This is a genomic window from Paenibacillus sp. P4_A9 (assembly GCF_056402415.1).
Genome location: NZ_JBFUHL010000024.1, coordinates 21,786 through 37,611, shown reverse-complemented (window position 1 = coordinate 37,611; position 15,826 = coordinate 21,786). Strand labels below are relative to the sequence as shown.

Annotated in this window: 11 protein-coding genes; 9 read left to right on the top strand and 2 right to left on the bottom strand. The window is 43.9% G+C overall.

The window, feature by feature from the left end; genetic code table 11:
* Window positions 1–48 precede the first annotated feature (48 nt).
* The gene (locus AC1DVJ_RS16600) at window positions 49–3,111 is read left to right on the top strand and encodes a glycosyl hydrolase (RefSeq protein ID WP_477592348.1); all 3,063 of its coding nucleotides are present in this window, start codon (window positions 49–51) and stop codon (window positions 3,109–3,111) included.
* Window positions 3,112–3,228: 117 nt separating this feature from the next.
* Here the strand turns inward: AC1DVJ_RS16600 and AC1DVJ_RS16595 are convergent, their stop codons facing one another.
* Window positions 3,229–4,164, bottom strand: coding sequence for an acetamidase/formamidase family protein (locus AC1DVJ_RS16595; protein WP_477592347.1), 936 nt, complete (start codon window positions 4,162–4,164; stop codon window positions 3,229–3,231).
* A 457-nt stretch (window positions 4,165–4,621) separates the two neighbouring features.
* Between AC1DVJ_RS16595 and AC1DVJ_RS16590 the strand changes: the two genes are divergently transcribed.
* The 4 genes from AC1DVJ_RS16590 to AC1DVJ_RS16575 are packed head-to-tail and all read left to right on the top strand — an operon-like array spanning window position 4,622 to window position 6,547.
* Entirely contained in the window at window positions 4,622–4,957 is a 336-nt protein-coding gene (locus AC1DVJ_RS16590) for a hypothetical protein (protein WP_477592346.1), read from the top strand.
* 31 nt (window positions 4,958–4,988) lie between these two features.
* Window positions 4,989–5,285: a hypothetical protein gene (locus AC1DVJ_RS16585; protein WP_477592345.1), complete on the top strand. Its 297-nt coding sequence runs from the start codon at window positions 4,989–4,991 to the stop codon at window positions 5,283–5,285.
* Between the two features lie 43 nt (window positions 5,286–5,328).
* The gene (locus AC1DVJ_RS16580) at window positions 5,329–6,057 is read left to right on the top strand and encodes a hypothetical protein (protein ID WP_477592344.1); all 729 of its coding nucleotides are present in this window, start codon (window positions 5,329–5,331) and stop codon (window positions 6,055–6,057) included.
* Between the two features lie 37 nt (window positions 6,058–6,094).
* Complete coding sequence (locus AC1DVJ_RS16575) at window positions 6,095–6,547, top strand: hypothetical protein (protein ID WP_477592343.1); 453 nt, start codon at window positions 6,095–6,097, stop codon at window positions 6,545–6,547.
* A gap of 114 nt (window positions 6,548–6,661) precedes the next feature.
* On the opposite strand, the gene AC1DVJ_RS16570 is transcribed toward AC1DVJ_RS16575, so the two are convergent.
* Entirely contained in the window at window positions 6,662–8,023 is a 1,362-nt protein-coding gene (locus AC1DVJ_RS16570; RefSeq protein WP_477592342.1) for a GH1 family beta-glucosidase, read from the bottom strand.
* 139 nt (window positions 8,024–8,162) lie between these two features.
* On the opposite strand from AC1DVJ_RS16570, the gene AC1DVJ_RS16565 reads away from it, so the two are divergent.
* The 4 genes from AC1DVJ_RS16565 (at window position 8,163) to AC1DVJ_RS16550 (ending at window position 15,789) form a co-directional block, all read left to right on the top strand.
* A complete protein-coding gene (locus AC1DVJ_RS16565; RefSeq protein WP_477592341.1) occupies window positions 8,163–9,566 on the top strand; it encodes an MFS transporter in 1,404 nt (467 codons plus the stop codon).
* A gap of 342 nt (window positions 9,567–9,908) precedes the next feature.
* Window positions 9,909–13,640, top strand: a complete 3,732-nt coding sequence (locus AC1DVJ_RS16560) for an OmpL47-type beta-barrel domain-containing protein (protein ID WP_477592340.1) — start codon at window positions 9,909–9,911, stop codon at window positions 13,638–13,640.
* A 195-nt stretch (window positions 13,641–13,835) separates the two neighbouring features.
* The gene (locus AC1DVJ_RS16555; protein ID WP_477592339.1) at window positions 13,836–14,492 is read left to right on the top strand and encodes a hypothetical protein; all 657 of its coding nucleotides are present in this window, start codon (window positions 13,836–13,838) and stop codon (window positions 14,490–14,492) included.
* A gap of 169 nt (window positions 14,493–14,661) precedes the next feature.
* Window positions 14,662–15,789, top strand: a complete 1,128-nt coding sequence (locus AC1DVJ_RS16550) for a Gfo/Idh/MocA family protein (protein ID WP_477592338.1) — start codon at window positions 14,662–14,664, stop codon at window positions 15,787–15,789.
* The last annotated feature ends 37 nt before the right edge of the window (window positions 15,790–15,826 follow it).

The following is a 15,826-nucleotide window of genomic DNA, read 5'->3' as shown; positions in this document are numbered from 1 at the left end:
AAAGTGACGCGATGTTGCTTCTCACCTACAACTACTACGGAGGTTTTTATGTCTAATATATGGGACCAATTGCTTCATCCAACTAATAACTATCGGTCGATCCCTTTTTGGTCATGGAATGATAAATTGGAGATTGCTGAATTAGAACGGCAAATTGAAGAGATGCATAAAGCGGGGATTGGCGGCTTTTTCATGCATGCGAGAGGTGGACTTCAAACCCCTTATATGGGTGACGAGTGGATGGAAGCAATTCGCGCCTGTATTGTAAAAGGCAAAGAATTAGGTATGTCGCCCTTGCTATATGATGAAAATGGGTGGCCCAGCGGATTCGCGGATGGCCAGGTTCCTGCCAAAGGTTTAGCGTATCAGCAAAAAAAGCTAGTGTATGAACACGCGCCGTTCCAAAGTCCGGCTGATCATACGATTACGTATTATGAGGAGACGGAGAGCGGGTATAGGCTGCTAGGGCAGAAAGATGTAGGGAAGGCAAAGCTCCGAATCTACTATGAGGTGAATCCATTTTATATAGATACGCTAAGTAAAATGGCGGTTCAAGCGTTTATTGATTCCACCTATGAAGTTTATTGGGAGCGCTTCGGGGAAGAATTCGGCGATGTGATTAAGGGTTTTTTTACCGATGAACCCCAGTTTGCTCGCGGGCATTTGCCGTGGTCATTTGAGTTAGAAGCGGCCTTTCAAGCTGCCAATGGGTATGATTTGAAAGAAGCTTTGCCTGCTCTATTCCTACAAGTAGATGGTTGCGCGAAAGCCAGATACGACTACTGGGCATGCGTAACTGACATGTTTACGAAGGCGTATGCCAAGCAAATCGGTGATTGGTGTGAATCTAAGGGCTGGTCATTCACGGGACATGTCGTTGACGAGCAAGCCTTGATGATCCAAGTGACCTCCGTTGGGGATCCTATGGCGTTCTATGAACATTTACATATGCCAGGCTGTGATTGGCTCGGCCGGTTTATTGGCGACGAACCGATTGTTCCGAAGCAGGTTGGATCGGTGGCACATCAGCTTGGGAAAAAGCAATCGATCACCGAGACCTTCGGTTGCTCCGGCTGGGATATTAGCTTCGAGGATTTGAAGCGAATTGGCGAATGGCAGTTCGTGCATGGTATTACGATGATCTGCCAGCATTTGCAGAGCTATAGCTTGAAGGGGCTGCGGAAGCGGGATTATCCGCCGTCCTTGTTCGTCCAACAGCCTTGGTGGGAGGACTACAAGGGCTTTAATGATTATTTCGCGAGATTGTCGATGCTGCTCTCGGAGGGAACCAGACAAGTCGAGGTGCTGCTCTTGCACCCGATTCGCAGTGCCTGGACCTTGCAGCGCGGAATAGATCGCTCTGAAATCACGCCGTTCCACACGGCGTTCGCCCAGCTGTCCCGCTGGATGTGCCAAGCCTTTATCGAGCATGATTACGGCAGTGAAAGCATCATGGAGGGGCATGGGCTCGTGAAGGACGGACAGTTCATCATCGGAGAGGCGGCCTATCGTGTTGTTGTGCTGCCGCCAAGTGTGACGATTAGTCGAACGACACTTACGTTGCTGAAACAATTCGTGCAGCAAGGCGGACAGCTGATTGCTTGTGCGCCATACCCTAAGCTTGTTGAGGGGGAGCTAAATAGTGAACTTGAGCAGATGCTCGTTCAAGCTAGTAAGCCGGACTGGTCATCGGAAGCAATCGTCGGCGCGATCACGAAGGTAAGTGCGCCTTCGATTCGGATGACAGACGAAAACGGGGCTGCGGTCGCTGTGGATACCGTCAATGTGCAAACCTTGGAGCTCGAGGGATCATGCTTGTATTATGTCGTCAATTCGGGTCAAGAGGGCTATGCACAGGTTGAGATCGAGCTGCTTCGTAAAGGGAAAGTAACCCTTATTGACCTTGCGAGCGGAGAGATTGGTTGTCTTGAACAGGAAGAATCAGCCGATGGCATCCGGGTCCAGCTTCCGCTTCATCCAGGTCAATCTTATATGCTGAAGCTGGAGCCACAGCTTGGTCAGCAGGCTAGGGAAATTGGGCATGCCACTGACACGGAGAAGCGACAATGCATACCGTTATGCACGCTAAGTCCCAATTGGAACGTCGTTTCCCTCACACCAAACAGCCTAACCCTAGACACGTGTCGCTTACGTGTGGAGGATGGCGAGTGGTCCCAACCGCAGCCTGTTATTCTTTTGCAAGAACAATTACTGGGGCTAGGTCGACCTGTCCATATCGAATTAGAATTTCCATTCCAAGTGGGCTGGGAAACAGGTTATAACCGTGAACTATATGTTGTTATGGAAAGACCCGAACTATTCGCCATCGAAGTTAACGGTACTCCTGTCTCGTCTGTGAGCTGCGGTACCTGGATAGATGCCGCTTTTCAGAAAATCGATATTAGCGGTAAGGTTCATAAAGGGGAGAACCGCATTCGATTGCGAACCAACTTCGCTAACTCGCCTGAAACTTATCAAGCGATTGAAAATGCTAAGAAATTTGAATCAGAAGGCAATAAATTAACCTTTGATACTGAAATCGAGAGTATCTATCTGTTGGGTGAGTTTGGCGTTGAATCCACTTCAAATTATGCCTATGGCGAGCGAAATGCTGTACAGACGGAGGGGCCATTTGTCCTCGCAGAGCTGCCTTCTGTCGTACATACAGGTGATTTGGCACGGCAAGGCCTTCCGTTCTTCGCGGGCACGATTCGCTTGCGGCAGCACATCGAGTTAGTTGGGATAGAGGGAATAAGCGCGAAGTGGTTCTTCCGAGAACGACCCCTTGCCGCCGTCACGAAGCTTTGGATCAATGGGCACGAAGTTCGAACCTTCCTGTGGGCGCCCTATGAGGCGGATATTCGTGAGTGGCTGATTGCTGGGGAGAACATCATCGAAATCGAGCTGACAAACAGCTGCCGTAATCTGCTTGGACCTCATCACCATATCCTAGGTGAGATTTATAAGGTAGGACCATCGAGTTTTACAGATACGCCTGGATGGACGGATAAAGATGTAGCAAAGGGAACTCACATGTACGTGAATCGCTATTGCTTTGTTCAATTTGGATTACAGGCCTCACCCTATATAATAAGTCGCCCCCCTTTTTAAAATATAAAACTTAGACCCTCAGTCCATTGCTGAGGGTCTCTTTTTTGGTATTTAGGGATCCGCTGGTCATTAGGTCGGCGGCAGCAGGTCGGTTATCCCGTTTGTCGGGGTACACAGCTACTCCGAACCAACCTCATTAAAAATGCTTAAAGGTAAGTAGGCCGAAACAATCCAGTTAGGCGAATCGACGATCTCGCTGATCTTAAGATCCACAACAACGGAACACAGGTGATAGGACTCCTCACGCGTCAGATTGTATGTTCGCACAAGATGATCGATCATATATCTGATTGACTGCTTTGCTGCCTCCATGAGGTCAGGTTTGATACCAGTCGTAGCAAAATAGCCTTTGGTGTCAGCTTTGGTAAGTGGACTAGGCGTAATAAATTGAGGTGCAGGGATCGTATGGCCCTTGCGGAGCTGAAATCGCAGCGTGACCTGCATAGGTGCCTCGATGCCGGTAATACAAACTTCACCATCACCTTGAGCAGCGTGGCAGTCTCCGGCAGAGAAAAGAGCACCGTTCACATATACGGGAAGGAAGAGAGTGGAGCCTGCCACAAGATGGCGTATGTCCATGTTTCCTCCTGAAATTCGGGGCGGGGTTGTGTCGTGTGGACCAGGATCGGCAGGCGCGACACCCATACAGCCGCAGAAAGGCTCCAAAGGAATGCGAATACCTGGCTTGAAATCTGAAAAATCTTCCTTCAGGTCCCATAGGGTGATATAATCCGTGAACTCGCCTGGGAGAAGACCACCAACCGGAATACAACGGGTCCATCCCCACCCCTTGTGTTGAAACTTTAGAATTTCCACGGCGATACTGTCGCCTGGTTCTGCACCCTCAATGTAAATAGGGCCAGTTAATGGATGCCCTTTCGTTTCTCGAGGACCAAGCATTTCTTCGATGGGACGATCCGGACGGATATGGCCATCGGATGCTTCCCGGCAATCCATAGTAACCATGTCGCCCGGCTTGATCGTTAACCTCGGTTTGAGCGAGTTATCCCACGTGTGGTGAACGAAAGAATCATTGAGAAAATGGGCAGTCATATATAGCCACCTTCTATTGTTTTTTTAATTATTATTCTATTCATTTTAAAGTATACCTCTGTTCATGTCTGTTGAAGAAAACCGTTTGCGTGCGGGTACGATAGCTCGACAACAACAGGCTACCGATCTACTTTCAACGAAAGGTGAGAAGAGAGTGGTGACAACTGGCTGCTTTTATATGCACTAATTCATTTATGGTACGGTTCACCGTATTGTAGCCGACAAACTTACTGAGTTGTTGGCTAATCTGTCTAGGAGTTCTGATATTGTTATGTAGTTAGGGGTGGGGGTGGTTTTCATCCTGATGAAGTTGTTTGAATGGTGAAAGGGGCATAGCACTTCCACCGCTCGACTATAAGTGAAATTTGAAGCGATACGATAAAGAAGTTTGTTCCAGTATATGGTATTATTGCTTTAATGAAAGAATGATTTTTTTAGATTGTGGAGGAATTTGTTTATGAAAGGTTTGCAGTATTCCATTTGGATTGAAGCTGAACAATGGGTAGAAGGAGAATGGAACATACACGATGATAATACTGATGCAATAGTTACATTTGAAGATGGGTCAAGATGGGTTGCATCATTTTTTACATATAAGAACATACAAACGCTCGCTGAAAAGAATAAGCAAACTGGCGAGTGCCTACATGGTAATTATTTTTGGGGAAGTGACATGGTTCTTGTGGATGAATGTAGTCGTAACCGCATTGAAGAAGTAATTGAACATCTAATAATCAAAGGTGACTTTGAAATGATATTTGATAAGTGTGATGAAGTCGATTGGAGCGAATGAAAGCATGATTTCATAGAAGGTAGGAAAATAAATGAATTACATTTGTCCTATTTGTGGTTTTGATAAATTAGTTATTCCACCTTATGATGAAAAAGGGAATGAGTCATATGATATTTGCTTATGTTGTGCATTTGAATATGGCGTAGATGATTTTAATTATGGACTCGTAAATGTTTTTGAAAGATACAGAATGGATTGGATTAATGAAGGTGCGAAATGGTTTTATCCTTCTCTTAGGCCAGTGAATTGGAATTTAGATAAACAATTATTAAACATTGCCAAAATTGAACCAATACATATGCCATTTTACCTCCGTGATAAGAAATAACAATAAAATCAAGAGCAATGTTATATCCTAGAGAGGATTACAAATGAAAACAAAAGATATTATTTATATGATTTATAACGAAAAGGAACAGTCAGTAAAATCAATGGGTATCGAATTTATTGATTTTGTTACATCACTTTCTACTGAACTAAATAACGTCTTACTACTTGCATCTGGATATACAGGAGAAGATTTTCATTATGGGCTAAGATTAGAGTTTGTAAGAAAAGAACATTTGAGTGACTTGTACGAAGAAAATGTTTATTCTTATGGTGATTTTTGTTGGATGGATTTTCAAGACATTACTTCCCTTGATAATCTCGAACCGCAAGAGAAAGCCGAGTTATTGTATTTAGGGCATTATAAAGAAGCATTGGGCAGTCCATTTTTTAATAAACTCAATAACAAGTTTGTATACTTAGCCCATGATGATGGATGGTACAACAAAGTTATTTATAAAGATAAAAATGATTATATTGATGTATTAAGGCATCTAATTCCTAACAGATTAAAATCTTATAAGAAGTTTGTGCAACCATTATGTCAGGACATTGGACAACAACTTGCGTTAATGGCTAGTGATGGAATACTAATTGATATATACAGGATTATTAAATCAAGAAATAGTGTGGAGATTCCTTTTAAAGTTATTGGTAAGATAATGGACTTTGACGATGTTTATAACAACATGGAAAGACACAAGGCAAAAGCAAATTCGGAGTATTGGCTTATATATAAAAACAATCAATGGATGATAAAGTCTTATAAATAAAACATGGATTTCATTCACAGTCTTAAAGGAGGTTCAATTGGAAAAAGAGAAGATTCCTGACGAAGTTTCTATAGAATTGAGAGAGAAAATGGAGAATACTTGGGACATAAATTTACGACATTACTGGTATCCATTATCAAAGTGCAAAAGATGTGACCTTATTGCTTTTGATGCTGATTATATTGAGGATGATAGTAGTAAGCTTAATTGTATTATAATGCTGTTAAAGGAACATGGAGTAAGCCAGTTATATGAATTTCTTGAATCAGGTCATGCTTACAAAATACAAATATCAGAACTACGTCCTTTCTACGCTTACTATAATGCATCAACAGGTGGAGAAGGTTTTTGGTGTTCTGAGGAAATGGACTGGATTATATATGCATCCCATGAAGGGACAATAACTTTTGGTGGGGAGTGGTTAGTAGAAGGACTAAAGTCATTATGGTCTGATTGGAAGAATCATATTGAATGGGATACAAAGAACTAAATAAAAGAGAAGTTCTATCCAAAGAAAACCACTCCAATGTAAGGAGTGGCTTCTTCTTTATACTTGCCACCGCTATCTACTCGATTCAATGTCTTCGGTTACTACTTCTTACATTTAGCTCCTGCTCTCCTGATGCGCAATCAGATCTCGATACCAATAACCGCTGTCGCGGACCGTCCGTTGCTGTGTCCTGTGATCGACCTTTATGATTCCCATGGGGCAGGATAAGCCGGAGCTCCACTCAAAGTTGTCTATCGTCGCCCAATGGAAATAGCCCCGGATATCGGAACCCTCGTCAATCGCTTCTTTCAGTGCTTTTAAGTAATAGGACATGTATTTGATGCGGTATGCGTCGTCGGTTCGACTCGTTTCCTCCAGGTTATTGCCTGGTTCAGTCGTACCGTTCTCGGTGATGTAGACCACGGGGTTTCCGTATTCCTCGCGGTATCGTCTTGCCAGCTCTTTAAACCCGTCAGGATACCCCTGCGCACCGAGTACGGGATGAACATACCGCTCATCGGAATGATTCCGATCGACCCAGGTTTTTAAGAACGGAATATACCACTTTCTTGTCGCGAACAATCGACTGTAATAATTGACGCCGAGGAAATCAATGGGCTGCTGGATGGTTTGCATATCTCCTGGCGCAATCTTCGGTACGATCGGCCACAGTCGAGAAAACAGTTTCTCGGGGTAGTTTCCTTTGTACACGCCGTCCAGATAGAACCGATTCACAAACATATCCGCCATTTCGACGGAATCCATTTCCTTTTCATTCGGATTAAAGCTCGCCGGGTAGACTGGAAATTGACTTAGCGTGATGCCGATATTCAAATCGCTTCGTTCGCTCCGCATCGCCTGCACCGCTAGGCCGTGACCCAGAAGTTGGTTATGCGCTACCTTGAAGTAAGTCCACGGGTTTTTGATGCCTGGTGCGTGCTCGCCTAGGAAGTGCCCGAACATGGCGTGCTCCCAGGGCTCATTCAACGTGATCCAGTCTTTGACGCGGTCGCCAAGCCTGTCGACGACAAGCCTCGCGTATTCCGCAAAGTACTGGGCAGTCTCTCTGCCGGCGAATCCTTTGTATTGTTGAAATAACGCATAGGGCGTGTCCCAATGGAAGAGCGTGACAAAGGGCCGGATGCCCTTTTCAAGCAGGGAGTCCACTAAGCGATCGTAATAATCCAATCCCTTTTGGTTGACCGAACCTTTTCCTTCCGGCAGGACTCGCGACCAGCTAACGGAAAACCTGTAGGCATCCATCTTCAGGCTGCTCATCATCTCGATATCGGTCTGAAAATCGTGATACGTATCGCAGGTTACATCTCCCGTGCTGCCGTCGCGAATCTTCCCTTTGGTATGGGAAAATACATCCCATATTGACAGCCCTTTGCCGTCCTCGTTCCAGCCGCCTTCAATCTGATATGCCGCCGTGGATGTTCCGAATATAAAGTCCTTGTTAAATTGAGTAAACATATTCGCACCGCTTTTCTAAACAGGATGGGTAGTTTATTATAACATTTAAAAGAAAACGCTTTCAATAAATTACTGCAAATTATATAATATTGTGTATCAAAGCTTGTGCGAGATGGAAAGCAAGTATAGGAGGCATTCTATGGGTGCAATCGAAAACAATATCTCACCCGGGTTGACGGGATGGCAGAAATTTCTGATTTCCTTTCCTACGATGCCTGGCAATTTGAGCACGGTACTGATTCACAACGCGTTTTTGAAATACTATACGGACATTGTTGGTCTTGACCCGAAGTATATCGGTATCCTGTATGCGATTTTCGGGATCTGGAACGCAATCAATGACCCGGCCATAGGCGTGTGGCTAGACAGATTTAAATACACTAAAAAAAGGGGCAAATACGTTTATGTGATGCGCCTAAGCGCGCCCGTTACGCTAGTTGCGTCCATTTGTATGATCTTCGCGCAGCCATCCTGGAGCCAATGGGTTATTTTCGCCTTTATGCTGATCTTGCTTTTCATTTACGATACGACAATGACCACCTTCAATATCGCGCACGCCAACTACAAGCTGCTTGCCGCCAAGACCAGCGAGGAGCGAGTGGATGTGTCCGTATACACCAGTTATATCGCAAACATCGGAGGCTTTTTGGGTACGCTGATACCGACATTGCTTTTGGTAGGCGATAGCGATAAAACATTAACGACCATTCTGTTCTGCGCAGTTCTGGCAGTGAATGCCATCCTATATTTTGTTGCACTCAAGCCTTTGAAAGACACGGAAGAAATGTACTTGAAGGAAAATGTCCAGATTTCAGAAAGAAAAGGCATCTTCGGTGACGTTTTTGACAATGTAAAAGAGGCCGCGAAATCACGAGCATTCGTGACCTTCGTTTTAGTGCAGATTCTGGTCGGTGGTCCAAGCGCCTTCTACTTTACTCCCTTTCTATATATGTCGGATTACGTGTTAAAGCTGCAGGGCATACAGGCAACCCTTATGGATGTGCTTATGGGACTTTCCTTGTTTGCGGCGGCACCATTTTTGGGCAAGTTTATTAAAAAACGAGGAATGAAACATGCCATGCTCTTGGCGTTAGTTCCAAGCGCATGCGGTTTTTTACTTTTGGCTTTTGTCCATAATTACTACCAGGCCATCGCGGCCTATATTATCATGTACGTGTTTACTCAAGCCGTTAGCATTGCGAATAGTCCCATGCTCGGTGCTATTATTGACGAGGACGAACAGCGCACGGGTCTGCGAAAAGCGGGCATGTACACCGGGTTGAACGCGCTTTTGACGATTCCTATGTCCGGCATTCAGGCTTCGCTCTTCATGGGCATCATTAGCTATTTCGGTTTCCAGGCAGGCTCCGATGCGCAAAGCGCCAATGCTTTGCTTGGAATCAAAATTGGCGCGGGCATACTGCCGTTCGCATTTATACTTCTGGGTATCATCCCGCTTTTGTTTTTCCCAATTAACAAGAAAAAGGAAATGGCACTCTCGGAGTTTTCAAAGAATAGGCAAATAGAGCTTACTAAACATTAACAATGTACTTTGTGAAGAGGATATGAGTGCAGCCGGCCAATGGATCGGTTGCACTTTTTTGCTATTAACAAAAATGGACTTTTTCCAATAATTGTACCAGTATTTTGAAGACCTGTCGGGGAGTATCATATTTCTCATCGATAATCATTAGCTCAGAAAACCATGTAATATGATCTAATGATTGTTTCGGAACCAGATACAAAGCTGATAAGCTGATGAGGCTGTTGGAAATATTTGTCCAGTTTTGAACCTAGATGGTGCGAAGGGGGGCTAAGCAAATTTCTTAGAAGTTGAAAGCGGTTTCGAAGTTATCACAACCACTTAAACGCGGGAGGAATTACATTGAAAAAAAGTATTGAAAAGGTAACGAGTTACGTTTTATTGTTTGCTATCGTGCTATCTGTAATCGCAAGCGGAATGTTCAATACGGCAGCACATGCAGCTGCTCCTTCATTATCCAACAGTGGAGGCTGGAATGAGACGGCCTATGTAGAATGGTCACCTGTAAGTAATGCTCAGGGGTATAATGTATATGTTAAACCTGCAAGTGCAGCAGATTCTCAATATGTACAAATTGATACGCAATTAATCCGTCAATACCCTACATATTGGAGAGCGGATGCTGTAGGGCTTGCAGCTGGAAGTTATGTAATGAAAGTTGAAGCCGTATTGTCAGGTGGTACAAAAGAAAGTACTGTTTCMAGTGCGATATCAGTAGCGSCACATGACAGATCTGGATTTGCTTTTGCARATCAATCACCWTTTGGCACAGGTTCAGGTGCTTATAATGAAGATGGTACACTTCAGAATGGTGCTCAAGTTATTTATGTAACATCTGCGACTGCACAAACAGTAACTCTTGATGTTATAACCAGTAGCTCAGGTACGAAACAAACAGGTGTTGGTATAGGTCCAATTCTGGCACTAAGACAAAAAGGCTATGATMAAACACCACTTGYAATTAGATTTATTGGAAAAGTTACAGATGCTGACATGGGTGCATCAATWAACAGCRGTGGATTYCTTCAAGTAAAAGGTAATTCAAGTTATACSGAAATGAATACTACAWTMGAAGGTATTGGAAAAGATGCTACTGTTTATGGATGGGGATTYCTACTTAGAAATGTCGGTAATGTAGAAGTAAGAAACCTTGGTATTTTGTTATTCCAAGACGATGCCGTTTCAATGGATACWGGCAATGTTAATATTTGGGTKCATAATAATGATATTACCTATGGAAAAGCAGGATCAGATGCTGACCAAGCAAAAGGTGATGGTTCAACTGACCTTAAAGGCGCATCAACGTATACGACAATATCTTATAATCACTACTGGGATTCCGGAAAAGCTGCTCTAATCGGTTTGAGTGAATCAACAGAATTCTTTGTAACCTTCCACCATAACTGGTTTGACCATTCAGACTCTCGTCATCCACGTATAAGAAAAGGAACTATTCATATCTATAATAACTTCTTTGATGGAGTCTCCAAATATGGTACTGGTATTACAACAGCAGGTTCAGCCTTTGTAGAATCAAATTATTACAGACATTCAAAAAATCCAATGTTGATCTCCTTACAAGGTACTGATATTGCRGGTGGGTCAGTAGGTACATTCTCCGGTGAGAATGGCGGTATGATTAAAGCATACAATAATAGYATCGTAGATCTTGTTGGAGGTCTTATTTATGCAAACTCCAATGCAGGGTCAGCTCCAGCTAATGCAACATCATTTGATGCCTACTTAGCTTCGACAAGAAAYGAGACAGTTCCAAGTTCATACAAAGCATTAGTAGGTGGAACATCTTATAATAACTTTGATACTACGATCGATACRGGAGTACTTGCRGCTAACATTGATAGCGTAAGCACTGTTGAACAAGTGGTTACRGCAGAAGCTGGACGCCTAGGTAATGGAGACTTTACATGGGCATTTAATGATTCWGTTGATGACACRTCGTCTGACATTAATTCACCACTGATGACTAAAATACTAAATTACACAACTCAACTTGTATCTGTAGGTGGTAATTCAACACCACCAGGGCCAACACCGACACCAACACCACCAACGCCGACACCACCAACGCCAACGCCAACGCCAACACCACCAACACCAACACCAACACCAACACCACCGTCTACATCGACAACTGTTCACAACTTTACTACAAGTGGAAAAACAAGCAGCTTCTTCACGATTGTAGGGAACCTTTCAACAAGTAAGGGAACAGTGGCATATGATGGTTTAACACTAACTCAATGTTTAAAAATAGAGAGTACAACCAATATTGGGTTTACCACAACACAAGCTTCAACATTAACATTAGTGTTTAATCCAGCAAACGGACTTAAAATCAAGATAGATGGAACAAGCTATGCAATGACAAATGGTATTATCAGTGTATCACTTGCGCCTGGCGCACATACCATTACAAAGGATGATGTTACAAATCTTTATTACATGAAACTCGCAAGTATGGAGAGCGATACGACACCTCCAGGGGATGCAACTTTTACAGCTGATGTGACAACTCCGACCAATACCGATGTGAACGTAATCATTCAGTACCCAGATGATGCAGCTGTGAAAGAATATAAAGTGGGCACTGAAGGCGCATGGACACCATACACAGCACCGATAGTTATGGCAATAAACAATACGATCTTTGCCAGAGGTACCGATACAGTTGGGAATACATCGAACGTTAGCAGCTATATGGTAAGCAACATCGACAAAACGCCTCCGGCTGACGCAATGTTGTCAGCTGACGTTACATCAATAACCAATATGGACGTTACTGTAACAATTAGCTATCCGGCAGACGCTTCGTCGATGGAATATAAAGTGGGAGCAAGCGGCGCGTGGAAAGCGTACACTGAACCAGTGGTTGTTTCCGATAATGACACCGTGTATGCAAGAGGAATTGATGCCTTAGGAAATGTATCGAATGTAACCAGCATTACGGTAAGCAACATCGACAAAACGGCTCCGGCTGACGCAACCTTGTCAGCTGACGTTACAGCGCCAACCAATCAGGACGTTACCGTAACGATCAGCTATCCATCCGATGTGACGGTGAAGGAGTACAAAGTAGGAGATATCGGGGCATGGACGGCATATGGCGCTCCAGTGGTTGTATCCGAAAATAGCACGGTTTATGCTAGAGCAACAGATGCTGCGGGCAATGTGTCGAGTGAGACGAACTACTCAGTCAGCAATATCGATCACATAGCACCTATCGATGCAACCTTGGTTGTAGATACAAATACGCTGACTAACCAAGCTGTCAACGTAATCATCAGCTATCCGGAAGACGCTTCGTTGATGGAATATAAAGTGGGAGCAAGCGGCGCGTGGACAGCTTACACCGCCCCAGTGGTTGTCTCCGACAATGATACCGTGTATGCAAGAGGAACTGATGCAGTAGGAAATGTATCGAATGTAACCAGCATTACGGTAAGCAACATTCATAAAATAGCTCCTGTAACAACCGCTACTCTAAGTCCGGTTGCGCCTAACGGCAAGGACAGCTGGTACACAACTGATGTGACCGTGAGCTTATTCGTAAGCGACATTTACGGAGGCTCAGTAACAACGGAATACCAAGTGAATGAAGGTGAATGGATCATTTACACTGGCTCCATTCCAGTCTTCGGTGACGGAACTTATAAGCTCGGATATCGCAGCAAGGATCAGGCAGGCAATGTAGAACAAAACAAAACCGTCGAATTCAAAGTCGACAAGACAGCACCAGTACTTTCCGTCCAGTTGGATAACACGTCGATTTGGCCAGCAAATCATAAGATGGTTACGATTAATGCCACGCTGGATTCTAGTGATGCTACATCGGGCGTTGAATCCGTGGTGTTAACGTCCATAACGAGCAATCAACCGAATAGCGATCCAAGCGATATTCAGGTCAATTTCGGTACAGCCGCCACTTCCTTTATCTTACGTGCGGAGAAGTCGCGAATCTATACCATAACTTACACGGCAACTGACAAAGCGGGCAACAAAACGGTTTCAACAGAAACTGTCACAGTGCCACATGATCAATCCGGTAAAAATTAAGAGGTAGGATATCCCAGGAGGAAGACATCAGCCCCTTCCTCCTGGATATGTTATCCATTTCATTGGCTTAAAATTTGGTGGAACGATGTGCTTAATATCAGGACTGATTTCAACAGGTGAATACCGAAGAGGGGTTATTTATAATAAAACGAATTATATTATTATTGAAAAAATGGAAGGATTGAATTTTCAAACATGAATAATAAAATCACTTTTAAAGATAATCCTTGGAATGATGGACATCGTGTCTTGGAATTTATTTGGAGTGGTCACATTAATGAAGCTGGACTCTGGTTTGATTTACATTTAAAATCTGCCGAGTACGATGAAGAAAATAGTGATTTAAATTTTCAAGACGATGAGGAAGTATCTGACTGGCAGGCAGAAATCGTTTGGAATAATTATCATAAATGTACGCTATCATCCACTTACTGGGGAGAAGCCAGTGGATTTCTGGTGGGGACCAAGCTTAATCAATTTAATATTAGGCAACTTAGTTCAATGGTCTATAATGTGGATCCGTTGTCAAACAATGATTTTGACAATCCGGCTTTTAACATTTATTTATTAGGACACGATTCTGTTGCTGAACATCGGATACATTTCTCAGAGAATGAAAACAAACAATTTGATATTAAATGGGATGGGAAAATTGCTCGCACCTATGTGGGTCAATATGAATTTCTACATTCATTTGAAGCCAATTTATTCAATGTAAGTTTTCTAGGGTTTGATATCCCTGAAGAAGTATCGGATAAAAGGGCGCTTGAATTGATAGAAATATTTACAGTTAAATCTGACATTTATACCATCTCAGAGGTCAATGGACAACGGAAGATTGTTATCAATTGAAGTCGAATAAAAGTGTGTACACCAACAACTCAACGGGCTGTTTATTCCATATTGTATCATGCCAAAACATATGATACATTTTGTATAGATGAGGTATCGCTATGTACATAAGCATAAAAGCGATTTTTCATGTGCCGGAGTTTATCGTTTAAGTGGAGGTGGTCCGAAAATGAGTGTGCCACTACGGGCAGTTGTAATTGGTGCTGGTTGGGCTGGCGAAGGTCATACTGTAGGTCTGAGAAGTGTTGGTGTTGAAGTGGTCGCTATTTGCGCTCGTAACGCTAATGTTGTAAAAGGCGTTGCAGACAGGCTCAATATTCCTGTAGCTTCGACGGATTGGCGTGCCACAATACGTGAATTGAAGCCTGATATCATTTCCCTGGCCACACCTGCTGCATTACGAGAGGATGTTGTCCTTGAGGCACTGTCCCAAGGAGCGCACATTGTTTGTGAAAAGCCACTCGCAACATCTGCAGCTGAAGCAAAACGCATGCTGAATGCGGTTGAAGGTGCGGGTGTTAAGCATGCTTACGCAGCCACTCAAGCGTATGATCCTTCTACCTCTTGGATTCAAGAACTTGTTCGTACGGAAGCAATCGGACGGATAAAGGCGGTAGAGATTTTCGCCTTCATACCCAAGTACAACTCGAACTCCCCATGGACGTGGTCAAGTGATCTCTCGCTCGGCGGTGGGGTGCTGCATAATGCTCTGACGCACTATCTAGGGATCCTGACAAAGGTTTTCGGCAGTGAACCCATCCGCGTGATGGGTGAAGCGCGACTCGGTAGAGAAAAGGCCCCTGTTCTTGGTGAGATTCATGATCATCGGCAATCCTTAGAGATTCCTAGCACTGAGGCGCTTGCAGCCGTCGAATGGAAATCGGTTGATGCAGAAACAGCCTTTAATGTCATAATGGAATATCGTCTTCCATCAGGAGACAGCTTTACTTGTGTTATTCAGCTAGACGCCATGGTGCCATTCTCTCCTACCAACCCGTATTTTCGAATCTATGGCGAAAAAGGAGCGATAAATGCAAGCGGTTTCTTTGCTTATGATGTAAGTATTGTTGGCCCTGAGGGAACTATTTCTAAAACACTGCCGGAACGATTCAAAGAGGGATATCCGGATACTGGTAATGGTGAGCAGAATAAATGGAATGTCTTTTTTCGGGATTTTGTTGCCGATATCAAGGGTGAGACTTATCAATCCTATCCCACTTTCCGAGAGGGATATCGCGATCAACGTATTATTGAGGCGATTCGGACGGGAAGGGGATGGACTTCACTGGCTGACTGATAGCGCTTGCCAGTTGCAAGAAGTCTAATTACTACAA